The sequence below is a fragment of the Bacterioplanes sp. CLAM21 genome, from assembly GCF_059641015.1.
The window spans coordinates 1130636-1154134 of record NZ_CM184929.1; the positions used below are offsets into that span (position 1 = coordinate 1130636).

The following is a 23499-nucleotide window of genomic DNA, read 5'->3' on the forward strand; positions in this document are numbered from 1 at the left end:
CCAGTCGTCGGCCAGCGATTGAGTCTTAGTATGTGCTGACCACATCTTGTTCAATGTATCTTTCGGGGATCGAGCCTTGCCTACGCCAGCTATTCTTGCTCTTGAGGACGGCAGCCTGTTTAAAGGCACCAGTTTTGGTGCTACCGGGCTGTCGGTGGGAGAGGTGGTGTTTAACACCTCCATGACGGGTTATCAGGAAATTCTAACTGACCCATCCTACGCCAACCAGATTGTTACACTTACTTATCCACATATTGGTAACTACGGCACTAACCGCGAAGACGAAGAATCTCGTGGCATTTTTGCCAAGGGATTAGTCATTCGTGATCTGCCTCTGGTAGCGTCTAACTTCCGCAGCGAACAAGCGCTGGACGAATACCTGCAACAACATAACATTCTTGGTATCGCTGATATCGATACTCGTCGTCTGACCCGTGTGCTGCGTGAAAAAGGCTCTCTCAATGGTTGCCTGTTGGCGGCTGATGATGCCTATGACAGCGCTCGTATCGAACAAGCCATTGCCCAGGCTCAGGCATTCCCCGGCCTGAAAGGCATGGATCTGGCCAAAGAAGTCACTACCACAGAAAGTTACGCCTGGACCGAAGCTGACTGGACTTTAGGTCAAGGCTACGGAGAGCAAACGTCACCCAAATACAAAGTGGTGGCGTATGACTTTGGTGTGAAACGTAACATTTTGCGCATGCTGGCGGAGCGCGGCTGTGAACTGACCGTAGTGCCAGCACAAACGCCAGCCAGCGACGTACTGGCGATGAATCCAGATGGCATCTTCCTGTCAAATGGCCCGGGTGACCCAGAGCCTTGTGACTACGCCATTGCTGCTATTAAAGAAATCCTGGAAACCCATATCCCCGTGTTTGGTATTTGCTTAGGACACCAGCTGCTCGCGCTGGCATCTGGTGCTAAGACAGTGAAAATGGGTCATGGTCATCATGGTGGTAACCATCCGGTGCAAGATTTGGATTCTGGTGTGGTGATGATCACTTCGCAAAACCATGGTTTTGCCGTTGATGAAGACTCCCTGCCGGCCAACCTGAAAGCGACTCACAAATCGCTGTTTGATGGCACGCTGCAAGGCATTGCCCGTACTGATAAGCCTGCGTTCAGCTTCCAGGGTCACCCTGAAGCCAGTCCGGGTCCACATGACGTGGCACCGCTGTTTGACCAGTTTATTGATCTGATTGAAAAAGCCCGCAGCTAAGGACTCCGCCATGCCAAAACGTAGCGACATCAGCAGTATTTTGATTATTGGCGCTGGTCCGATTGTAATCGGCCAGGCCTGTGAATTTGACTATTCTGGCGCCCAGGCTTGTAAAGCTCTGCGCGAAGAAGGCTATCGCGTCATTCTGGTGAACTCTAACCCAGCCACCATTATGACCGACCCCGTTATGGCCGATGCGACCTACATCGAGCCAATCACGGTCGAGGCGGTTGCGAAAATTATTGAAAAAGAGCGCCCCGATGCGCTGTTGCCGACCATGGGTGGCCAGACGGCACTGAACTGTGCGCTGGGTCTGGAAAAGGCAGGCGTACTGGAAAAATTTGGCGTTGAAATGATTGGCGCCAATGCTGATACCATCGATAAAGCCGAAGACCGCGATCGTTTTGACCAAGCGATGAAAAATATCGGTCTGGAATGTCCGCGAGCCGGTATTGCCCACTCGCTGGAAGAAGCGCGTGAAGTGCAAAAAGACTTGGGCTTCCCTTGTATTATTCGCCCGTCTTTTACCATGGGCGGCAGCGGTGGTGGCATCGCTTACAACAAGGAAGAGTTTGAAGAAATTTGCCAGCGTGGTCTGGATTTATCACCCACCAATGAGCTGCTGATCGATGAGTCGCTGATTGGTTGGAAAGAGTACGAGATGGAAGTGGTACGTGATAAAAACGACAACTGCATCATCGTTTGCTCAATTGAAAACTTTGACCCTATGGGTGTGCATACTGGTGACTCCATTACCGTAGCGCCAGCACAAACCTTAACGGATAAAGAATATCAGCTGATGCGTGATGCATCACTGGCGGTACTGCGTGAGATTGGCGTAGAAACCGGTGGCTCTAACGTGCAGTTTGGTGTTGATCCCAAAACCGGCCGCGTGGTGGTGATTGAGATGAACCCACGGGTGTCGCGCTCATCAGCACTGGCCTCAAAAGCGACGGGCTTTCCAATTGCTAAAGTCGCTGCCAAGTTGGCGGTGGGTTACACCCTCGATGAGCTGCAAAACGACATTACCGGTGGCGCCACGCCGGCATCATTTGAGCCGTCTATCGACTATGTCGTGACCAAGATTCCACGCTTTACCTTTGAAAAATTCCCCCAAGCTGACGCACGTTTGACCACTCAAATGAAGTCGGTGGGTGAAGTGATGGCCATGGGCCGCACGCAGCAAGAGTCGCTGCAAAAAGCACTGCGTGGTTTGGAAGTTGGTGCCGCTGGCTTTGATCCTAAAGTGGATCTGGACGATGAAAACGCGCGCGAAAAAGTACTGTCTGAGCTGAACACGCCGGGGGCGGAGCGTATTTGGTACATTGCCGATGCCTTCCGTATGGGCATGACAGTGGAAGAAATATTCAACCATTGTGCTGTCGACCCTTGGTTCCTGGTGCAAATTGAAGATCTGATCAAAGAAGAAGCGGCGGTGGCTGCCAGCAGTCTGACCTCATTGGACGCCGATCGCATTTATCGCTTAAAGCGTAAGGGCTTCTCTGACGCGCGTTTGGCAACGCTTCTGGGCGTGAGTGAAAAAGCGTTCCGCAAGCAGCGTCAAAAGCTGGGCGTGCGTCCGGTTTATAAGCGCGTTGATACCTGTGCGGCGGAATTCTCAACCGACACTGCGTACATGTACTCGACTTATGAAGAAGAGTGCGAAGCGAATCCAAGCGAGCGTGACAAGATCATCGTTCTTGGTGGTGGTCCTAACCGTATTGGTCAGGGCATCGAGTTTGACTATTGCTGTGTGCATGCCGCGTTGGCTGCCAAAGAAGAAGGCTTTGAAGCCATCATGGTCAACTGCAACCCAGAGACGGTTTCTACCGACTATGACACTTCAGACCGCCTGTACTTTGAGCCACTGACGCTAGAAGACGTGCTGGAAATTGTCGATAAAGAGCAGCCTAAAGGCGTTATTGTACAATACGGTGGTCAAACACCGTTGAAGCTGGCGAATGAGTTAGAAGCAGCGGGTGTGCCGATTATTGGTACTTCGCCGGAAGCCATTGACCGTGCCGAAGACCGTGAGCGTTTCCAGCAGATGATCCAGCGTTTGGGTCTCAAGCAGCCGGTAAATGCGACCGTGACGTCGGCAGAAGAAGCCGTTGCTCGTGCTAACGATATTGGTTATCCGCTGGTGGTTCGTCCTTCCTACGTGTTGGGTGGCCGTGCCATGGAAATTGTTAGCAACGAAAAATCGCTGCGTCGCTACATGCGCGAAGCCGTGCAGGTATCGAATGATTCTCCGGTATTGCTCGACTATTTCCTTAACCGTGCGGTGGAAGTGGATATCGATGCGGTATGCGATGGCGAGCAAGTGGTGATCGGCGGCATTATGCAGCATATCGAGCAAGCCGGTATTCACTCAGGTGACTCGGCCTGTTCGTTGCCGCCTTATAGCCTGCCTGCCGATGTTCAGGACGAAATGCGTGACATGGTCCGCAAGATGGCGTTGGAACTGGGTGTCGTTGGATTGATGAATACCCAGCTGGCATGGCAGGATGGCGACATCTACGTGATCGAAGTGAATCCTCGTGCGTCACGTACCGTACCTTTTGTGTCTAAATGCATTGGTACTTCTTTGGCAGCCATTGCGGCTAAAGTGATGGCAGGCAAAACCTTGGCTGAATTGGGTTTCACTGAGGAAATTATTCCGCCTTATTTCTCGGTCAAAGAAGCGGTTTTCCCGTTCAATAAGTTCCAGGGTGTTGATCCAATTCTCGGCCCTGAAATGAAGTCGACGGGTGAAGTGATGGGTGCGGGTGCTACCTTCGGTGAGGCTTTCTACAAAGCTCAGTTGGGTGCGGGCGCTAGCTTGCCACAAGCCGGTACGGCTTTTGTCTCGGTGCGCGATGCTGATAAAGACGGCGTTGTTGAGGTCGCTAAAGGATTGATCGCCTGTGGTTTTGAGCTGGTATCGACGTCGGGTACCTGTAATGCGCTGCAGCAGGCGGGCGTTGAGGTTAAGCATGTCAACAAAGTAACTGAGGGTCGCCCTCATATTGTTGATATGATCAAAAATGACGAAATTGCATTGATTGTGAATACCACGGAAGGCGCGCAGGCCATTATTGATTCTGCCGATATTCGCCGCAGTGCACTGCAGCATAAGGTGTATTACACCACCACGCTGGCCGGTGCCGAAGCGGTCGTTGAGGCGCTGCGCTCTCCTGGGTTAAGTGAAGTTCGTCGTCTACAAGAACTGCATGCGTCCATTTAATGGGCGCATGATGAAGGAGTGATGTATGCAAAAGTATCCCATGACCAAAGAAGGCGAACAGGCGCTGCGTGATGAGCTGCAGCAACTGAAGAGTGTTGAGCGCCCTAAGGTCATTGAAGCCATTGCAGAAGCTCGTGAACATGGCGATCTGAAGGAAAATGCAGAGTACCATGCCGCACGTGAGCAGCAGGGCTTTATTGAAGGACGCATTCAGGATATTGAAGGCAAATTGTCCAATGCTCAGGTAATCGATATCACCTCGATTCCTCACTCGGGCAAAGTGTTGTTCGGTACTACGGTTCGTATCATTAACTGTGATACCGATGAAGACGTGCAGTACAAGATTGTTGGTGATGACGAAGCAGATATTAAGAATAACCGTATCTCAATTTCGTCGCCCATTGCTCGTGCGCTGATTGGCAAGGAAGAAGGTGATATCGTCGTCGTGCAAGTGCCAGCCGGCGCGGTTGAGTACGAAATTGACGAGGTGAAACACCTGTAATGTCTGTTGAGTGTTAACTCGAATGACAAAAAAGCCGGCATCGCCGGCTTTTTTATTGCTTAAGCAGTGTTGCCACTGTTCAGAAATCTTCGGTTGAAGTGAACAAACCGACGCGCAAATCTTTGGCTTGATAGATTTCACGGCCATCCACTTCCATGCGTGCATCGGCAATACCCATCACCAGCTTTTGTTCCATCACGCGTTTGACGTCGATGCGATAGGTGACGGTTTTGGCTTTGGGTAGTACCTGGCCTCGGAATTTTACTTCACCGCAGCCCAGTGCGCGTCCACGGCCTGGGTTGCCGCGCCAGCCGAGAAAAAAGCCAACCAGTTGCCACATGGCGTCTAACCCTAAGCAGCCTGGCATTACCGGGTCGCCTTCGAAGTGGCAGTCAAAAAACCACAAGTCAGGGTTGATATCGAGTTCAGCGACGATTTCGCCTTTGCCGTAGGCTCCGCCTTCTGAGCTGATATGTACGATGCGGTCCATCATCAGCATGTTGGGTAATGGCAAACGTGCGTTGCCTTCTCCGAACATCTCGCCGTGGCCACAAGCCAGCAATTGTTCGCGATCGAAGGAAGCAGACTGGGTCATGGAGACTCCTTGAGTGTCAGTTTTGCTGACAGACTGACACACAAGGGGTTGCTTGACTAATGAAGGTTTTTTGAAAAAAAAGCAATAAAACGACTACTGGGCTTGCCAGCGTGGCCAAATGCGATCAGATCAGACTTTTTCTACCAGTAGGCTACCGATTGAATAGCCAGCACCAAAGGAACAAATCAGACCCTTATCGCCATGATTGAAGTCATCTTTGAAACGATGGAAGGCGATTACCGAGCCTGACGACGCAGTATTGGCGAATTCATCTAATACAATGGGCGCTTCGTTGCCTTCAGGATCGCGACCGAGCAACTTCTTAACGGCAAAGTTATTCATATTAATATTGGCCTGATGTAACCACATGCGTTTCAGCGATTGTGGTTCCAGCTGATTGTCGGCTAATTGTTCTGTGATAAAACGGGTCACCAGCGGCAGTAATTCTTTAAAGACCTTGCGACCTTCTTGTTTAAAAAATGGACGATCGTCTGGCAGGTTTGCAAAGCAATAATCGGCGTAGGAAGCATCGCTGCGAATATTGTCTGAGTACTGGGTGAACTGTTTGGTATTGAGCACACGAAACGCCTGATCACTGGTACAGGTTTCCGCCGGCTCTAAAATGGCGGCAGTTGCTACGTCGCCAAAAATAAAGTGGCTATCGCGGGATTTAAAGTTTAGCCCTGGGGTGGTGAATTCTGGGTTCACAAACAGTACGCAGCGTGCCAATCCGGCTTTCAGTGAAGCAAAAGCGTTGATCATGCCAAAGGTGGCTGATGAACAAGCGATGCCCATATCGTAAGCCGCGCCTTCTATACCTAAGTCACGCTGAATCTCTACCGCCATGCCTGGGTAGTCGCGCTGGCGAAAGGTGCTAGAGACAATAACCAGGTCGATATCTTCAGGCTTTTTATTGGCTTGTGCCATGGCTTCTTTGGCGGCAGCGATACCCATAGTGACCATCTCAGGCGTGCGGCCTTCTCTGGTTGGCTCAAACACCGGATGCATGACGTTTGGGTCGATGATGCCGTCTTTATACATGGCATAACGCGCCTTGATGCCAGAGGCCTTTTCAATGAACTCAGAGCTCGAAGGTGATAAGGGCTCCCGAGTGCCGGCAGCGATTTCATCAGCATGCAGTTCGTTATGACGTTCAACATAGGCATTAAACGCGGTGACCAGTTCATCGTTGGTGATCTGGTGAGGAGGGATAAATAAGCCGGTACCGGAAATAACAATATCTGACATGCGCTGCGCAACCTTATTTCTGATCAATGCCAAAGACGATAAAGTCGTCCATTATCCCCGTAACGCTGCTCCCTTCCAACACCCCTTTAGTGGCAGATACGCAAACCGTTATGACCGTATATGACAATGGGTTAAATAGCAGTGCACTGACATCGATACTGAGGACAAAGTGATGCGCCGATACCTGATATTGCTGCGAACCTTTTGGCTCGGTGGACTGTGGTTTAGCGCTTATGTGGTGCGGCCGTTATTGGAGCACAAAGGCTACTTCCCGCACCATGGACTGGAAGTGATGCATGCTGCCGTAGGGATCGGCGCGGTGGCTGGCGGCATCTTATTGATCATGGCGCTGGCGCGTAAAATAGTTGACTGGCGTGGTTTGGCGTCACGTTTGTTGTTGGTGATGTTGTTGTTATCGGCTGGCTATTTCGCGTTGCTGCCCTGGTGGAAGCTGCAAATGATGGTGTTGCATGCCTTGTGTGTTATTGGTTTGGCATGGCTGTGGCTGGCACCGCAAAACGTCGTGCAGTGCCGCCGTACTGATGTGATCAGCGATTCAGATTAGACAAGTTGGCTTTGGCCTTAGGATTACGGCGCAGCAATAAGGCGGTGTTGCCAATTTGCTGTACCAGTGTGGCTGAGCAGATTTTCACCATCTCAGCAATCACAGCCTTCTTGATGTCGCGATCGCCAACGGCCAATTTGACCTTGATCAGCTCGTGATCATCGAGGGCGCGGTTCAGCTCTTCCAGTACACCTTCTGATAAACCGTTGCCGGCGATGGTGACGATGGGGTTAAGGCCGTGGCCAATGGCGCGATAGGCCTTCTTTTGTTCGTTGCTCAGTGTCATGCGGAGTCGGCTACTCAGGTTTTCGATGGTAAACTTAGTGTCCTGAGTCAGAAGTTCGTATATTTTCAGAGCGAATGGAAAGCGCTAGTACAAGGCGCTGTTCGCAGGAAATATCGGGATCTTTTCAAGAGCAGCAACGCCGTAATGGGACTTTCCATTCGTTCCCGTAGGGCGCGCCCTTCAAGCCCTCTGGCTTCGTTCTGCCTCTTGCTAATGGAACCACCATTGCCTGTGAGGCACGCCTCGCCAGAGAACTTGGATAGCTCGCTGAAAGCATGCGAACTTCTGAGTCAGGGCACTAGTATACCCGAATGAGGAGAAAAACCCCTATGGCGCGCTCGAAAAGCAGTGCCGGATGGCTGAAAGAACACGTTGAGGACGAATACGTTCAGCGTGCCCAGCAAGATGGATACCGAACACGTGCCAGCTACAAGTTGCTGGAGCTGGATGAAAAAGACAAATTATTACGCCCTGGTATGACCGTCATCGACCTGGGCAGCGCTCCCGGTGGCTGGTCGCAGGTGGTAGCACAACGTCTGAATGGTCAAGGAACGGTGATCGCGTCGGATATTTTGCCGATGGACAATATTGCCGACGTTCAGTTTATTCAGGGTGACTTTACTGAGCAAAGTGTCTTTGATGAGCTGATGGCGGCTGTTGATGGTAAACCCGTTGACCTTGTAATTTCAGATATGGCCCCCAACATGAGTGGGATGGCGTCAATAGATCAGCCCGGAGCTATGTATCTGGTTGAATTGGCGTTGGATATGGCCCGGCAGACGCTGAAACCGAAAGGTGAATTTGTGGCCAAAGTATTCCAGGGCGAGGGATTTGACGACTATTTAGCGGACGTCAAACAATCCTTTACAAAAGTCCTGATCCGAAAGCCCAAGGCCTCTCGTGCCCGATCTCGCGAGGTGTACCTAGTGGCAAAAGGTTTCCGCGCTTAGGCTAGCTTGCTAAGCTTAAGCCTCTGGCGAGCGTCCCTGTGGGATTGGCAGTTAATTGAGGTGGTGCCGACATGGCCAAAAATTTCATTCTGTGGGCAGTCATTGCAGCTGTCTTAATGATGGTGTTCAACAACTTCCAGAATGTTGGAAAAGGGACGCAATATTCGTATTCCGAGTTTATTACAGCGGTTCAAAATGGCCAGGTAGAGAAAGTGACTATCTCTGGCCAATCCATCAAGGGGATCGGTTCGAGCGGCGAGGCCTTTGAAACCGTATTGCCGGTCTATGACGACAAATTGATGGATACCTTGCTGGAGAATCGCGTACAGGTGATCGGTGAGAAGCCAGAGAAACAAGGCTTCTTGTCGCAACTGCTGCTGGCATCGTTACCCATTTTGATCATTATCGCTGTGTTTATGCTGTTCATGCGGCAGATGCAAGGCGGTAGCGGCGGTCGTGGTGGCCCCATGGCATTTGGCAAAAGCAAAGCCAAATTGCTGAGTGAAGACCAAATTAAAACCACCTTCGAAGACGTTGCTGGCTGTGATGAGGCCAAAGAAGACGTTAAAGAGCTAGTGGAGTTTTTGCGTGACCCGGGTAAGTATCAGCGTTTGGGCGGCAAGATTCCACGTGGTGTGCTAATGGTTGGCCAGCCAGGTACCGGTAAAACCTTGTTAGCGAAAGCCATTGCCGGTGAGGCCAAGGTGCCGTACTTCTCCATCTCTGGCTCGGATTTCGTCGAAATGTTTGTTGGTGTGGGTGCATCGCGGGTGCGCGATATGTTTGATCAAGCCAAAAAACAGGCACCTTGTATCATCTTTATCGACGAAATTGATGCCGTTGGTCGCTCCCGTGGCGTTGGCATCGGTGGCGGTAACGATGAGCGTGAGCAAACCCTAAACCAGCTGCTGGTAGAGATGGACGGTTTTGAAGTCAACGATGGCATTATTGTCATTGCCGCGACCAACCGCCCTGATGTGCTGGACCCCGCATTGCTGCGTCCTGGCCGTTTTGACCGCCAGGTGACCGTTGGTTTGCCCGATATTCGTGGCCGTGAGCAGATCCTTAAAGTTCACATGCGTAAAGTACCGATTGCCGATGACGTGAAGCCATCGCTGATTGCGCGTGGTACGCCTGGGTTCTCAGGTGCCGATCTGGCCAATTTGGTGAATGAAGCTTCTTTGTTTGCCGCGCGTGCCAACAAAAACCTAGTCACCATGGAAGAGTTTGAGCAGGCCAAGGATAAGATCCTGATGGGCGCCGAGCGTAAAACCATGGTGATGTCGGAAAAAGAGAAGACCAACACGGCATACCACGAAGCTGGTCACGCTATTGTCGGCCGCTTGGTGCCGGAACATGATCCGGTTTACAAGGTTTCTATTATTCCGCGTGGCCGTGCCTTAGGTGTCACCATGTTCCTGCCTGAAGAAGATCGTAACTCGATCAGTAAGCGTGGCATCGAGAGCAATATCTGCTCCTTGTATGGTGGCCGCATCGCTGAAGAGATGACGTTAGGCAAAGACGGTGTCACCACTGGTGCTTCTAATGACATCGAACGTGCTACTAAGTATGCGCGTAATTATGTGACTAAGTGGGGCTTGTCAGAAAAGCTTGGCCCGCAGCTGTATTCGGAAGAAGAACAGCAAAGCTACTTGGGCTCTGCTGGTGGTGGCCAGATGTCGCACTTATCCGATGATACGGCGCGCTTAATTGATGCTGAAGTTAAACAGTTGCTGGACGGCTGCTATCAGCGTGCTTATCAAATTCTGGAAGATAACCGCGACAAACTAGAGTTGATGAAAGACGCCTTGATGGAGTTCGAGACCATCGATGCTGACCAGATCGACGACATAATGGAAGGCCGTAAACCTCGTCCGCCTAAATCCTGGAGTGGCGATGATTCATCGGGTCCAGCGGCTCCGGCACAGGATAGTCGTGATATGGCACAGAACGAAGACGATGGCTTGTTGGGCGATCCGGCTGGCGAGCAGCGTTAATCGCCATCCTTCCCATAAGGCGGCTGCAAGCCGCCTTTTTTGTTTGGTCATTTAAATCATTGGGACTAAGGCTATGTCGATTTCAAAGCCTGATACACGATCTGCCTGGCCGGTGCAGGTGATGGGTATCTTAAATGTTACGCCAGATTCGTTTTCCGATGGTGGTCGTTTTCAGCAGCGTGACGCCGCCATTCGTCATGCTGAGCAAATGTTGCAAGATGGGGCGATTTGGATCGATGTGGGTGGTGAATCCACGCGCCCTGGTGCCGAGCCGGTATCTGAGCAGCAAGAGCTGGATCGGGTAGTGCCTGTGATTGAAGCCTTGTTGAATAACACCGACGCGCAGCTGTCGGTAGATACCAGTACTGCTAGTGTGATGCGCGAAGCCAGCTCTTTAGGTGCTCATATGATTAATGATGTGCGTGCCTTGCAGCGCGACGGGGCATTGCAAGCCGCAGCGCAGAGTAATTTGTCGGTGTGTTTGATGCACATGCAAGGTGATCCGCAGACCATGCAATCTAATCCCAGCTATAACGCTGTGGTGAATGATGTCGCTGAGTTTTTGCAACAGCGCATTGATGCCTGTGAGCAGGCTGGTATTGAGCGCTCGCGGTTGTTGGTGGATCCTGGTTTTGGTTTTGGAAAATCCAAACAGCATAACTATGAGCTACTAAGGCAGTTGCCCGAGCTGCAGCGAAGATTGCAGTTGCCTTTACTGACGGGGTTATCGCGCAAGCGTATGATCGCCGATGTAACGGGCCAGGCCGATGCCGCAGAGCGCCTGGCTGGAAGCATTGCAGGTGCCCTTTTGTGCGCTATGAAAGGTGCGCGAATTGTGCGAGTACATGATGTGCGTCCGACGGTGGATGCACTGGCGGTCTGGATGGTGAGTGAACGTCCAGGCGCGGGAATTGAATAACAGGATATTTCATGTCTAGACGTTATTTTGGCACCGACGGCATTCGTGGTCGTGTAGGAGAAAGTCCAATTACCCCAGAGTTTGTGATGAAGCTGGGTTGGGCGGCGGGAAAGGTATTTGCCCAACAGGGTAAAAGTCGCATTTTAATCGGCAAGGACACGCGCATCTCGGGCTACATGTTTGAATCAGCGTTAGAGGCGGGGTTGTCAGCGGCGGGTGTCGACAGTGGTTTATTAGGGCCAATCCCAACTCCGGGTATCGCGTATTTAACCCGAACTTTTCGCGCTCAAGCTGGCATTGTTATCAGTGCGTCACATAACCCGTTTTATGACAACGGCATCAAGTTTTTCTCTGCCGATGGTCAGAAGCTACCGGATGAAACCGAGTTGGCCATCGAAGCCTGGCTCGATCGTGATATGACCTGTGTTGAATCAGACCAGCTAGGTAAAGCCAAGCGTATCGACGATGCTGCTGGTCGTTATATCGAATTTTGTAAAGCGACGGCGAATTCGCTCACATTGCGTGGCATCAAAGTGGTACTGGATTGTGCTCATGGTGCTACCTATCAGATTGCACCCGCGGTATTCCGAGAGCTGGGAGCGGATGTTATTGCTATTGGCAATCAACCTGATGGTCTGAACATCAATGCCGCGGTCGGTTCCACTGAGCCTGAGGCCTTGCGTCAGAGGGTGTTGTCCGAAGGCGCCGATCTGGGCATTGCCTTTGATGGCGATGGCGATCGGGTGATGATGGTGGATCATATAGGCCAGTTAGTGGATGGTGATCAGTTGCTCTACATCGTGGCCAGTCACGCCCAGCAGCAACAGCGATTGAACGGCGGTGTGGTCGGTACCTTGATGAGCAACCTTGGATTGCAGTTAGCACTGCAGCAGCAGGGTATTGAATTCCGCCGCGCCAAGGTTGGCGACCGCTATGTGATGCAGATGCTGAGCGAGTTAGGTTGGCGTTTTGGCGGCGAATCATCAGGCCACTTGTTGTGTTTGGATGCCAATACCACCGGTGATGGCATCGTATCGGCATTACAAGTGATGGTGGCATTGCGTGATAGTGGTGTATGTCTGCACGATTGGGCGCAGCGTATGAGCAAAATGCCGCAGACCATGATCAACGTAAAACGCCAGCGTGATGACGATATTGAAACGAATCAGCAGATACAGCAGGCCGTTCAACAGGCTGAAAGCCAATTGGCTGAACGCGGTCGGGTACTGTTGCGACCATCGGGCACCGAACCTGTGGTGCGAGTGATGGTTGAGGGCGAAGACGGCGAGCAAGTGGAGCGCTTGGCGACTGAGCTGGCGGCTGTGGTGGAGCAGGCTCTGAGCTGATCTGGCGGTTGTGCCAACGGCGCAACTTGGATAGTATCTGCGCTCTTTGATTTTGGGGATAACTTATGCGGCGTCGTCTGATTGCCGGCAACTGGAAAATGAACGCCTCTAAAGCGTCCACTCAGCAGTTGTTACAGGCTCTAGCGGACTTTCGTGATGACGATAAAGACGTGGTGGTTTTTCCTCCTGCGCCTTATTTGTCGCAGGCGGTTGAACTCAATCAAAACACCCAACTGAGCACCGGTGCACAAAACTGCGCAGCGTACGACGCTGGCGCATTCACAGGTGAAGTGTCTGCTGGCATGCTGGCAGACATTGGCTGCCAACAGGTGCTGATTGGCCACTCGGAACGGCGGGCATTGTTTGCTGAAGATGATGCCACTGTGCTGGCCAAAACACGTCAGGCTCTGGCTGCAGGGTTGCTCGCCTACGTCTGTGTCGGCGAGACGCTAGCGCAGCGTCAGCAAGGGCAGGAACAGCAAGTGGTTGCCTCGCAACTGAAGGCGTTGGTGGATGAGCTGGCTGAGTCGGATTGGCAGCAGCTGGTGATTGCTTATGAGCCTGTGTGGGCCATTGGTACCGGCGAAACAGCAACACCGGAGCAGGCGCAGGCGATGCATGCGTTTATTCGTGCTGAACTGCAGCAAGTCAGCGCAGCCGTCGCGCAAAATACGCGTATTCTGTATGGCGGCAGTGTTAAAGCTGCTAATGCGGCAGAATTATTTGGTCAGCCAGATATCGATGGCGGCCTAGTAGGAGGCGCCTCTTTGGACGCCGAAGAATTTTTGGCCATTTGTCATTCATAGGTTGTCATTCATATGGAACAAGCAATTTTAATCGTACACATCCTGCTTGCAGTAGGCATCGTCGGTTTTGTGATGCTGCAACAAGGTAAGGGTGCTGATGCCGGCGCGTCTTTTGGTGGCGGTGCTTCTCAGACTGTCTTTGGTAGCCAGGGCAATGCGAGTTTCCTGAGTCGCAGTACCGCGATTTTGGCGACGGCTTTTTTTGTTACCAGCTTGGGATTGGCGGTATTTGCCAAAGATAAAGCCACGTCTGCACTGGATTTGGGCATTCCCAGCCAAGAAGCATTAAAAACACTTGAGCAAGGTGGTGAAGGTGTGGCAAACTCCGCGCCCTCTGACGTACCTGAGCTGGATGCTTCTGTAACAGATGAACCTGTTATCGAAGAATAAGGCTGACGGCTGGGCCTGAGCCCTTGTAGTGCGGATGTGGTGGAATTGGTAGACACGCCATCTTGAGGGGGTGGTGAGCTAAGCTCGTGCGAGTTCGAGTCTCGCCATCCGCACCAACTCTCTTTATAGTCTTAGCGCGACTGTGCTGCTCGCAATTTTTATTCGACATGCCTATAATGTGCGCGCTTTGATCAGGCAGTTCAGTGTTGTTAACGCTGAGTGAGTTGAAAGCCCCTCCAGTCAGGGGCTTTTTAGTAGCTGTCTGATACCGCTAGGTATGCTGGCGGTTCCTGACAAAGACCTTAGGGTCTTTGGTCTGCAGAAATCTTTAGCGGACTGGGCATTTGTTGCCCAGTTTTTGTTTGTGACGAGGGTAAACGGTTGGCAAAAGACACACAGTTAACTGAGATGCTGGCACCTGTGGTGGAATCCATGGGATTTGTTTTCTGGGGGCTGGAATATATAGCTCAAGGCAAGCATACGGTGTTATGTGTCTATATCGATCATGCCGATGGCATCACGGTCGATCACTGTGCTTCTGTCAGTCGCCAGCTCAGCAGTGTGCTGGATGTAGAAGACCCAATATCGCAGGATTACACCCTCGAAGTATCGTCACCAGGTATGGACAGACCCTTGTTCACCCTGGAGCAGTTTCAGGCCTATGCCAACCACATTATTGATGTGCGTCTGCGTATGCCGTTCGACGGTCGTCGTAAATTCAAGGGCCAATTGATTGGTACGGAGCAGGAAGATGTCGTGCTGTTCGTCGATGGGCATGAATATTTATTGCCCATTGAACTGATCGATAAGGCGCGAGTCGTTCCACAGTTTAAGGACTAAGTTGCACAGCGAGGCTAGAAGATGAGCAAAGAAATTCTCCTGGTCGCAGAAGCGGTATCCAACGAAAAAGGCGTCTCCAAAGAAATAATCTTTGAAGCCATCGAATCAGCCTTGGCCGCGGCAGCGAAAAAACGTTACGAAGATGAAAACGCGACTATTCGTGTCGACATTGATCGTAGAACCGGTGATTACGAAACCTTCCGCAGCTGGCTGGTAGTCAGTAATGATGTGGTGCCAGGTTTGGGCGATGAACTGACGCTGGAAGAAGCGCATGAAATCGATACCAACCTGCAGCCTGGTGATACTTACGAAACTCAAATTGAAAACCCTGAGTTTGGTCGTATTGCAGCCCAGGCGGCCAAGCAAATCATTGTGCAGAAAGTCCGTGAAGCAGAGCGAGCGCAGATTGTTGATCAATATCAGCATCGCGTTGGCGAGTTGCTGGGCGGCACCGTCAAAAAAGTTACACGTGACAATGTCATCGTTGATTTAGGTAATAACGCCGAAGGTCTGTTGCCTAAAGAAGAACTGATCGGTCGCGAAATCATGCGCATGGGCGATCGTGTACGAGCCATTTTGTTTGATGTGCGCCCGGAAAATCGTGGCCCACAACTGATGATGAGTCGTGCCCGTCCGGAAATGCTGATCGAGCTGTTCCGCATCGAAGTGCCGGAAATTGCCGAAGACGTTATTGAAATTAAAGGTGCTGCTCGTGATCCAGGTTCACGTGCAAAAATTGCAGTCAAAACCAGCGATAAGCGCATCGACCCTGTGGGTGCGTGTGTTGGTATGCGCGGTGCCCGAGTACAGGCAGTGACCAACGAATTAGGTGGCAATGAGCGTATCGACATCGTGCTGTGGGATGACAATCCGGCACAGTTGGTGATCAACGCCATGGCACCTGCAGAAGTCGCCTCCATTATTATGGACGAAGAAACCAACACCATGGACGTAGCCGTGGTGGAGGATAACCTGGCCCAAGCGATTGGCCGTGGCGGACAAAATGTTCGTCTGGCATCAGAGCTGACGGGTTGGGAAATTAATGTCATGACCGAAGCCGACGCTGCTGAAAAGCAAAACGCTGAAGCATCAGGTTTTATTGACAGCTTTATTAAAAGCCTCGATATCGATGAAGACTTTGCCACCTTGCTGGTGGAAGAGGGCTTTACCACGCTGGAAGAAATTGCCTACGTGCCGATGGAAGAACTGCTGTCGATTGAGGGGCTGGACGAAGAAGTGGCTGCTGAGCTGCGCGACCGTGCGAAAGACGTGTTGCTGACTCAGGCAATTGCTTCCGAAGAGCAGCTCGAGGAAGCTCAGCCTGCTGATGATCTGTTAGGAATGGAAGGCATGGACAAGCACCTGGCGCTGGTATTAGCCAGTAAAGGTATTTGCACCATGGAAGACCTTGCAGAACAGTCGGTGGATGACTTGCTCGACATTGACGACATGACAGAAGAGAAAGCGGCCGAGTTGATTATGACGGCCCGCAAGCCCTGGTTTGAGGGTTCTCAGTAAACCATTCGCTCGGCATAGGAGAAACGTATGGCAGATGTAACAGTTAAAGAACTCGCCGACGTGGTCAAAACCAGTGTTGATCGGTTGTTGTCGCAGATGAAAGAGGCCGGCCTGCCTCAGACAGCTGCGGAACAGACAGTATCCGATGAACAAAAACACACGCTGCTGAGCTTCTTGAAAAAGAGCCACGGCGAATCGGCGGAAGCGCCGAAAAAAATTACTTTAAAGCGTAAAGCGACTACCACGCTGAAAACTGGTCAAGGTGGTAAAAAAGCCGTGACCATTGAAGTGCGTAAAAAGCGCACTTATGTGAAGCGTGACGAAGTTGATACTGGCGCTGAAAAAGCTCGCCAGGAAGAGGAAGCTCGTCTGGCAGCTGAGCGTGAAGCAGCAGAAAAAGCAGCCGCTGAAAAAGCTGCAGCAGAAAAAGCCGCTGCCGATAAAGTGGCAGCGGAAAAAACTGCGAAAAGCAGCGATAAAGCGCCGGCAAAACCTGCCAGTGCTGCTAAGCCTGCGGCTACCGTTGCTAAAAAAGAGCCAGCCAAAGCTAAGCCTGAAGAAGACGTGGCACAAAAACGTGCCGAAGCCGAAGTGGCTGCGCAGCGTCAGGAAGAAGGCGCTGGTCGTAAAAAAGGCAAAAATGACAAAAAGCGCGAGCGCGATGACGACAGCCGCTTTATGGATCGTGATGCCGGCTCAAACGATCGTAACCGTGGCAACCGCAAAGCCAAGGTTAAACTGAAAGGTGGCAATCGTCGTGCGTCTAAGCAGGCGAATGAGCATGCTTTCACTAAGCCTACGGCGCCAGTGATTAAAGATATTGAGTTGCCAGAAGCGATTACCGTTGGTGATCTGGCACAAAAAATGGCTGTTAAGGCCGGTGAAGTGATTAAAGAGCTGATGAAAATGGGCGTGATGGCGACCATTAACCAGACTCTGGATCAGGACACTGCAACCTTAGTCGTTGAAGAAATGGGCCATAAAGTATCGAAACTGATTTCTGACAACGCGCTGGAAGAAGCGGTGACGGAAGCGGTTAATTACGATGGTGATGAAACCACACGTGCGCCGGTCGTGACTGTGATGGGTCACGTTGACCATGGTAAAACCTCGTTGCTGGACTACATCCGTAAATCACGCGTCGTGTCGGGTGAAGCGGGTGGTATTACCCAGCATATTGGTGCTTATCACGTTGATACCGACCACGGTATGGTGTCTTTCCTGGATACTCCTGGACACGCAGCCTTTACCTCTATGCGTGCTCGTGGTGCGCAATCGACGGACGTGGTTATTCTGGTAGTCGCTGCCGACGATGGTGTGATGCCACAAACCGAAGAAGCGGTACAACACGCTAAAGCGGCCGGCGTACCGATCGTCGTCGCTGTTAACAAAATGGATAAAGAAACCGCAGATCCTGATCGGGTTAAGAACGAGCTGTCAGCTCGTGATGTAATCCCGGAAGATTGGGGTGGTGATGTGCCGTTTATCCCAGTGTCTGCCCATACAGGTCAAGGCATCAACGAACTGCTCGAAGCGGTATTGTTGCAAGCCGAACTGTTGGAGCTGAAAGCGCACTTCGAAGGCCCTGCACAAGGTGTGGTGGTGGAATCGCGTCTGGATAAAGGTCGTGGCCCAGTGGCTACCTTGCTGGTACAAAACGGTATGCTGAATAAAGGCGATATCGTGCTGGCAGGTACTTGTTATGGTCGTGCCCGTGCTCTGTTAGATGAAAACGGTAAGCAGGCTGACAACGCCGGTCCGTCTATCCCAGTTGAAATCCTCGGCCTTAACGGTACGCCGGATGCTGGTGATAACTTCATGGTGGTGGAGAGCGAGAAGAAAGCCCGTGAAGTGGCTGAGTTCCGCGAAACCAAGTTAAAAGAGCAAGTACAGCAGCGCCAGCAAGCGGCGAAGCTGGACGCGCTGTTTAACAACATGGCGGAAGGTCAGGTATCTAACCTCAACGTGGTTCTGAAAGCCGACGTGCGCGGCTCATTGGAAGCCATTGTTGCATCATTGCAGAAGCTGGCTACCGATGAAGTGAAAGTTAACGTGGTATCGTCTGGCGTCGGTGGTATCACCGAGACCGACACCACTCTGGCCGTTGCATCGGGTGCGGTCGTGTTTGGCTTTAACGTTCGTGCCGACAACGCTGCTAAGCGCGTGGTTGAGTCCAATGACGTTGATATGCGCTACTACAGCGTGATCTACGATCTGATCGACGATGTTAAGCAAGCCATGGCCGGTCTACTGGCACCTGAACTGCGTGAAGAAATCGTCGGTGTGGCTGAAGTTCGTGACGTATTTAAGTCGCCGAAGTTTGGTCAGATCGCTGGTTGTATGGTGATCGACGGTACGGTTTACCGTAACAAGAAGATCCGTGTACTGCGCGAAAACGTGGTTGTTTACGAAGGTGAGCTGGAATCTCTGCGTCGCTTTAAAGATGACGTACAAGACGTTCGCCAAGGCATCGAGTGTGGTATCGGTGTGAAGAACTATCAGGATGTTCGCCCAGGCGATCAGATCGAAGTGTTCGACGTTCGCGAAGTCGCACGTACGCTGTAACCACAGTCGCGTGTCGACCCGAAGCCCGGCCTTGATGGTCGGGCTTTGCCGTCTCTGGGCGGCCTGTTTTTGAGGAGCATGTTATGCCAAAAGACTACAGCCGTACCTCACGCTTGGGTGAGCAAATCCAGCGTGAACTGGCACAAATGATTCAGTTCGAAATGAAAGACCCACGCCTGGGCATGGTGACCCTGAACCAGGTAAAAGTGGCCAAAGACCTTGGCTATGCAGATATTTATTTCACCGTGATGGGCGCTAAAGGCGAAACCGATGCTGATATTCGTCGCCAAACTGCGCAGATTCTTAACGATGCAGCGGGGTATTTGCGCTCTGAATTGGCGCGTATTTTGACCACCCGCGTGACGCCAATGCTGCGCTTCCATTACGACGAAACCCTTGACCGTGGTCATCACCTGACTGGCCTGATTCGTCAAGCGCGTCAGCAAGATGACGCTCGTCACCAAGACGGCAGCGACGAGGACTAACCTTGGCGCGACGTAACAAAGGCCGTGCGGTGCACGGCATTGTGGTGGTTGATAAACCGCTGGGGCTGACCTCAAACCAGGTGTTGCAGTGGGTGAAGCGCTTTTACAATGCGCGCAAAGCGGGCCATACCGGTGCCCTAGACCCCCAAGCCAGTGGTGTGTTGCCCATTTGCTTAGGCGAAGCCACTAAGTTTTCGCAGTTATTGTTAGACGCTGACAAAGCCTACGACACCACCGCCGTATTGGGCGAAATTCGCTCCACCGGTGATGTGGAAGGCGAGGTAGTGGAAACACATCCTGTCCCTGAGCTGAGTGAGGTCCAGGTAGAACAGGTGTTAGAGCAATGGCGCGGGCCGATTGAACAGGTCCCGCCGATGTTTTCCGCGCTTAAGCTGGATGGCAAGCCTCTGTATGAGCTGGCTCGTCAGGGCATGACGGCTGAGCAAGCGCAAGCCATTGCCGATAAAAAGCGTCGTACCGTCACTATCCATGAGCTCACTCTTAATGCCCAGCATGCCGCTGAGTTGGAGTTGTCGGTGCGCTGCTCTAAAGGCACCTACATTCGCAGCCTGGTAGAAGACATAGGCAACGGCCTTGGCTGTGGTGCTTACGTTGGCCATTTACGCCGTACTCATTCAGGCCCTTTTAACCTGACGCAAGCGGTCACCCTCGAGCAGTTGGAGCAATTGGCAGAGCAATCTGACACTAATGCATTAGATGCGTTATTGCTGCCGATGGCACTGGCGTTACCGAACAGTTGGCCGGTGGTGGAGTTGGATCAGCATGAGTGTGCAAAAATCCGCCACGGACAAGCGATCAGCACTGGTCTTGCCGATTGTCCTTCAGTACAATTGTGGGCCGTTAATTCAGGACAGCGACAGCTGATCGGCATTGGCCGGATCGAACGCCGGGGCATACGCCCGCAGCGCCTGTTGCAGTTCGACGATTAACCGTCACCGTCGGTGACGACGCATGCCACTGTTAATGTGCACGGTGGTGATGCCAAATTTGTCATGCACATTCATTGTGGAGTAATAACAATGGCATTAACAGCTGCTCAAAAAGCTGAGATCGTAAAAGAGTACCAAACCGCTGAAGGCGATACCGGTTCTCCAGAAGTACAGGTTGCCCTGCTGACTCATAACATCGTTGGCTTGCAAGACCACTTCAAAGCACACGGTAAAGATCACCACTCTCGTCGTGGTCTGATTCGCATGGTTAACCAGCGTCGTAAGCTGCTGGACTACCTGAAGCGTAAAGATGCAAACCGTTACCTGGAGCTGATCAAGCGCCTGGGTCTGCGTCGCTAAGATCTCGCTGTGCAGCAAAAGCCCTTCGGGGCTTTTGTTGTATCTGAGCACTACCCGCCGTTCGTTTTTCCATTCCCTGCCCCTACTGTGGTGCCAACCCCGCGTTGTTAGCGGTGGTGCTTCTAAGCATGTGTCTTTGCCTCGCAGTGAAGGCTAATGCTTAGAAGCACCGGCAGTATGCAGGACGTTAATTTGTTAAGGAAACCAATAGATTATGAGCATCATTCCTGCTGCTAAAACCAAAACTTTCGATTTCGGCGGTCAGACCGTCACTTTAGAAACCGGCCGTGTTGCCCGTCAGGCCGACGGTGCAGTATTGGCAACTATGGGTAAAACCCAGGTGTTGGCCACTGTGGTCGCTGCCAAGAGCACTAAGCCAGGCCAGGACTTCTTCCCGCTGTCGGTTCATTACCAAGAAAAAATGTATGCCGCTGGTCGAATTCCTGGTGGTTACCTGAAGCGCGAAGGTCGCCCTTCTGAAAAAGAAACCCTGACGTCACGTCTGATTGACCGTCCTATTCGCCCACTGTTTGCTAATGGCTTTATGAACGAAGTTCAGGTCATTCCAACGGTGATCGGTTCTGAAAAAGACGTGGATCCCGATATTCTGGCGATGATCGCTGTATCTGCGGCATTAGCGATTTCTGGCGTACCGTTTAACGGTCCAATTGGTGCGGCGCGCGTTGCATTCACCGATGAAGACGGCTACATGCTGAACCCAACTTACAGCCAGCTGGAAGACTCTTTGCTGGACATGGTGGTTGCCGGTACCAAAGATGCGGTACTGATGGTTGAATCCGAAGCCGACGAAATGACCGAAGACGAAATGCTGGGTGCGGTACTGTTTGCCCACAAAGCATTCCAGTCGGCCATTGATGCCATCAATGAGTGGACCGCAGAGCTGGGTGTTGAAAAATGGGATTGGCAAGCCGAGCCACGTAACGAAACTCTGTACAACGCCGTTAAAGGCGAAGTATTTGACGCGCTGAGCGAGGCGTACACCATCTCTGACAAGATGGCTCGTTACGGCCGCGTTGATGAAATCAAAGCTGCAGCGGTTGAGAAATTGGCTGCCGCAGAAGGCGAAGAAGGCCCAACGGCAGACGAAGTGGCTTCTATGGTCGGTGAGCTGAAGTACGAAGTGGTACGTCAGCGCGTGATCGACGGCCAGCCTCGTATCGACGGTCGTGACAACGACACCGTGCGTCCTTTGACCATTGAAACTGGCGTACTGACCAGCGCACACGGTTCTGCTTTGTTCACCCGTGGTGAAACTCAGGCCATCGTAGCCACCACGCTGGGCTCTAGCCGTGACGCGCAAATGATCGACTTCCTGCACGGCACTAAAGACGATCCGTTCCTGTTCCACTACAACTTCCCTCCATTCTCTGTCGGTGAAGCCGGCCGCATGGGTTCTCCAGGTCGTCGTGAAATTGGTCACGGTCGTCTGGCTCGTCGTGGTATCCAAGCCATGATGCCAACCCAAGATGAGTTCCCATACACCATTCGCGTGGTTTCTGAGATCACTGAATCAAACGGTTCGTCGTCTATGGCGTCTGTGTGTGGTGCGTCTTTGGCGCTGATGGATGCTGGTGTACCGATCAAAGCCCCGGTGGCTGGTATTGCCATGGGTCTGGTGAAAGAAGCCGACAAGTTTGCTGTGCTGACCGATATCCTGGGTGATGAAGATCACTTGGGTGATATGGACTTTAAAGTCGCGGGTACCGACGAAGGTATCACCGCACTGCAAATGGACATCAAGATTGAAGGCATCACCGAGCAGATCATGGAGATCGCGCTGGAGAAAGCTAAAGCTGCGCGTCTGCACATTCTGGAAGGTATGAACCAGATCATTGCTGAACCACGCAAAGAGCTGTCTGACAACGCACCGACCATGACCACCATGAAGATCGATTCAGACAAGATTCGTGACGTGATTGGTAAAGGCGGTGCCACCATCCGTGACATCACCGACAAAACCGGTGCTTCTGTCGACATCAACGACAACGGCGAAATCAAAATCTTTGCTGCCGACAAGGCCGGTTCCGATGCCGCTAAGGCCATGATCGAAGCCATCACGGCTGAGATTGAAGTGGGTGTGACCTATGACGGTACTGTTAGCAAGATCGTTGACTTCGGTGCCTTCATTAACGTTCTGCCAGGCAAAGATGGCCTGCTGCATATTTCTCAAATCAGCGACGAGCGTGTTGAGAATGTGGCCGACCACCTGAGCGAAGGCCAGAAAGTTAAGGTTCACGTGATGGACGTTGATCCTAAAGGTCGCGTTAAGCTGACGATGAAAGGCGTTGAGCAATAAGTTCGACTGGCCTTAGAGCAATCAACTAGGCAGGGGACAATCTCTCTAGCCTGATTAATAGCTCAAAAAAACCGCTGCTTAGCAGCGGTTTTTTTATGCCTGGATATTGAGTAGCTGGCCGGGACGGGGGGCGCTGTCGCCTTGTTCGACTTGTAAAAAGGTATCCTCAACGGCATTGCGGCCACGTTGTCGCTGCGGCGGAGTCTGGTCCGGGTCAGTTTTGGCAATGTACTCCACCGCACCGACGCGGCTGTCACTGTTTGGAGGAGTGTTATTGGAATTGGAAGAAGGTGCAATAGCGCCGCTGGGGCTATTCGGCCGGCTGGGTATGGTGGGCAAATAGGTCAGGTTCGACGCATCCATAACGGCACTTCACAAGGGTTGTTTGGCTACTATAGAAGCCGGTATCTAAGCC

At 52.0% G+C, this 23499-nt stretch carries 21 protein-coding genes and 1 tRNA gene; 19 read left to right on the forward strand and 3 right to left on the reverse strand.

The genetic code is table 11. The features are described from left to right. Positions 1 to 76 precede the first annotated feature (76 nt). The 3 genes from carA to greA are packed head-to-tail and all read left to right on the forward strand — an operon-like array spanning position 77 to position 4947. On the forward strand, positions 77 to 1219 hold the full coding sequence (carA, locus tag AC55FS_RS05360) for a glutamine-hydrolyzing carbamoyl-phosphate synthase small subunit (RefSeq protein ID WP_496935043.1): 1143 nt from the start codon (positions 77 to 79) through the stop codon (positions 1217 to 1219). Positions 1220 to 1229: 10 nt separating this feature from the next. Continuing rightward, complete coding sequence (gene carB, locus AC55FS_RS05365; RefSeq protein WP_496935044.1) at positions 1230 to 4445, forward strand: carbamoyl-phosphate synthase large subunit; 3216 nt, start codon at positions 1230 to 1232, stop codon at positions 4443 to 4445. Positions 4446 to 4470: 25 nt separating this feature from the next. After that, complete coding sequence (gene greA, locus AC55FS_RS05370; protein WP_496935045.1) at positions 4471 to 4947, forward strand: transcription elongation factor GreA; 477 nt, start codon at positions 4471 to 4473, stop codon at positions 4945 to 4947. A gap of 79 nt (positions 4948 to 5026) precedes the next feature. Here the strand turns inward: greA and fabA are convergent, their stop codons facing one another. Then, positions 5027 to 5542, reverse strand: a complete 516-nt coding sequence (gene fabA / locus AC55FS_RS05375; protein WP_496935046.1) for a 3-hydroxyacyl-[acyl-carrier-protein] dehydratase FabA — start codon at positions 5540 to 5542, stop codon at positions 5027 to 5029. Between the two features lie 129 nt (positions 5543 to 5671). After that, positions 5672 to 6790, reverse strand: a complete 1119-nt coding sequence (locus AC55FS_RS05380) for a beta-ketoacyl-ACP synthase III (RefSeq protein WP_496935048.1) — start codon at positions 6788 to 6790, stop codon at positions 5672 to 5674. A 172-nt stretch (positions 6791 to 6962) separates the two neighbouring features. Between AC55FS_RS05380 and AC55FS_RS05385 the strand changes: the two genes are divergently transcribed. Then, the gene (locus AC55FS_RS05385) at positions 6963 to 7355 is read left to right on the forward strand and encodes a hypothetical protein (RefSeq protein ID WP_496935049.1); all 393 of its coding nucleotides are present in this window, start codon (positions 6963 to 6965) and stop codon (positions 7353 to 7355) included. Here AC55FS_RS05385 and AC55FS_RS05390 read toward each other — a convergent pair. Beyond that, on the reverse strand, positions 7339 to 7641 hold the full coding sequence (locus AC55FS_RS05390) for a YhbY family RNA-binding protein (RefSeq protein ID WP_496935050.1): 303 nt from the start codon (positions 7639 to 7641) through the stop codon (positions 7339 to 7341). The genes AC55FS_RS05385 and AC55FS_RS05390 overlap by 17 nt on opposite strands. A 329-nt stretch (positions 7642 to 7970) precedes the next feature. Between AC55FS_RS05390 and rlmE the strand changes: the two genes are divergently transcribed. The 15 genes from rlmE (at position 7971) to AC55FS_RS05465 (ending at position 23427) form a co-directional block, all read left to right on the forward strand. Next, a complete protein-coding gene (rlmE, locus tag AC55FS_RS05395) occupies positions 7971 to 8591 on the forward strand; it encodes a 23S rRNA (uridine(2552)-2'-O)-methyltransferase RlmE (RefSeq protein ID WP_496935051.1) in 621 nt (206 codons plus the stop codon). Positions 8592 to 8662: 71 nt separating this feature from the next. Next, positions 8663 to 10588, forward strand: coding sequence for an ATP-dependent zinc metalloprotease FtsH (ftsH, locus tag AC55FS_RS05400; RefSeq protein ID WP_496935052.1), 1926 nt, complete (start codon positions 8663 to 8665; stop codon positions 10586 to 10588). A gap of 73 nt (positions 10589 to 10661) precedes the next feature. Then, a complete protein-coding gene (folP, locus tag AC55FS_RS05405; protein ID WP_496935053.1) occupies positions 10662 to 11507 on the forward strand; it encodes a dihydropteroate synthase in 846 nt (281 codons plus the stop codon). A gap of 11 nt (positions 11508 to 11518) precedes the next feature. Then, positions 11519 to 12853: a phosphoglucosamine mutase gene (gene glmM / locus AC55FS_RS05410; protein ID WP_496935054.1), complete on the forward strand. Its 1335-nt coding sequence runs from the start codon at positions 11519 to 11521 to the stop codon at positions 12851 to 12853. A 65-nt stretch (positions 12854 to 12918) separates the two neighbouring features. Next, positions 12919 to 13659: a triose-phosphate isomerase gene (gene tpiA, locus AC55FS_RS05415; RefSeq protein WP_496935055.1), complete on the forward strand. Its 741-nt coding sequence runs from the start codon at positions 12919 to 12921 to the stop codon at positions 13657 to 13659. A 12-nt stretch (positions 13660 to 13671) separates the two neighbouring features. Beyond that, a complete protein-coding gene (secG, locus tag AC55FS_RS05420; RefSeq protein WP_496935056.1) occupies positions 13672 to 14049 on the forward strand; it encodes a preprotein translocase subunit SecG in 378 nt (125 codons plus the stop codon). Positions 14050 to 14079: 30 nt separating this feature from the next. Continuing rightward, a tRNA-Leu gene (locus AC55FS_RS05425) sits at positions 14080 to 14165 on the forward strand. Positions 14166 to 14457: 292 nt separating this feature from the next. Next, positions 14458 to 14889 (forward strand): ribosome maturation factor RimP, encoded by a 432-nt coding sequence (gene rimP, locus AC55FS_RS05430; RefSeq protein WP_496935944.1) that lies wholly within the window; start codon positions 14458 to 14460, stop codon positions 14887 to 14889. A 21-nt stretch (positions 14890 to 14910) separates the two neighbouring features. Continuing rightward, entirely contained in the window at positions 14911 to 16407 is a 1497-nt protein-coding gene (gene nusA / locus AC55FS_RS05435; RefSeq protein WP_496935057.1) for a transcription termination factor NusA, read from the forward strand. A 27-nt stretch (positions 16408 to 16434) separates the two neighbouring features. Next, positions 16435 to 18972, forward strand: coding sequence for a translation initiation factor IF-2 (gene infB / locus AC55FS_RS05440; protein WP_496935058.1), 2538 nt, complete (start codon positions 16435 to 16437; stop codon positions 18970 to 18972). An 83-nt stretch (positions 18973 to 19055) separates the two neighbouring features. Continuing rightward, positions 19056 to 19457, forward strand: a complete 402-nt coding sequence (rbfA, locus tag AC55FS_RS05445; RefSeq protein ID WP_496935059.1) for a 30S ribosome-binding factor RbfA — start codon at positions 19056 to 19058, stop codon at positions 19455 to 19457. A gap of 2 nt (positions 19458 to 19459) precedes the next feature. Beyond that, the gene (truB, locus tag AC55FS_RS05450; RefSeq protein WP_496935060.1) at positions 19460 to 20407 is read left to right on the forward strand and encodes a tRNA pseudouridine(55) synthase TruB; all 948 of its coding nucleotides are present in this window, start codon (positions 19460 to 19462) and stop codon (positions 20405 to 20407) included. A gap of 90 nt (positions 20408 to 20497) precedes the next feature. Continuing rightward, positions 20498 to 20767: a 30S ribosomal protein S15 gene (gene rpsO, locus AC55FS_RS05455; protein ID WP_094058461.1), complete on the forward strand. Its 270-nt coding sequence runs from the start codon at positions 20498 to 20500 to the stop codon at positions 20765 to 20767. A gap of 214 nt (positions 20768 to 20981) precedes the next feature. After that, positions 20982 to 23084 carry a polyribonucleotide nucleotidyltransferase gene (gene pnp / locus AC55FS_RS05460; RefSeq protein ID WP_496935061.1) on the forward strand — a complete coding sequence of 701 codons (2103 nt, stop codon included), beginning with the start codon at positions 20982 to 20984 and terminating at the stop codon, positions 23082 to 23084. Between the two features lie 175 nt (positions 23085 to 23259). Next, positions 23260 to 23427 (forward strand): hypothetical protein, encoded by a 168-nt coding sequence (locus AC55FS_RS05465; RefSeq protein ID WP_496935062.1) that lies wholly within the window; start codon positions 23260 to 23262, stop codon positions 23425 to 23427. Positions 23428 to 23499 lie beyond the last annotated feature (72 nt).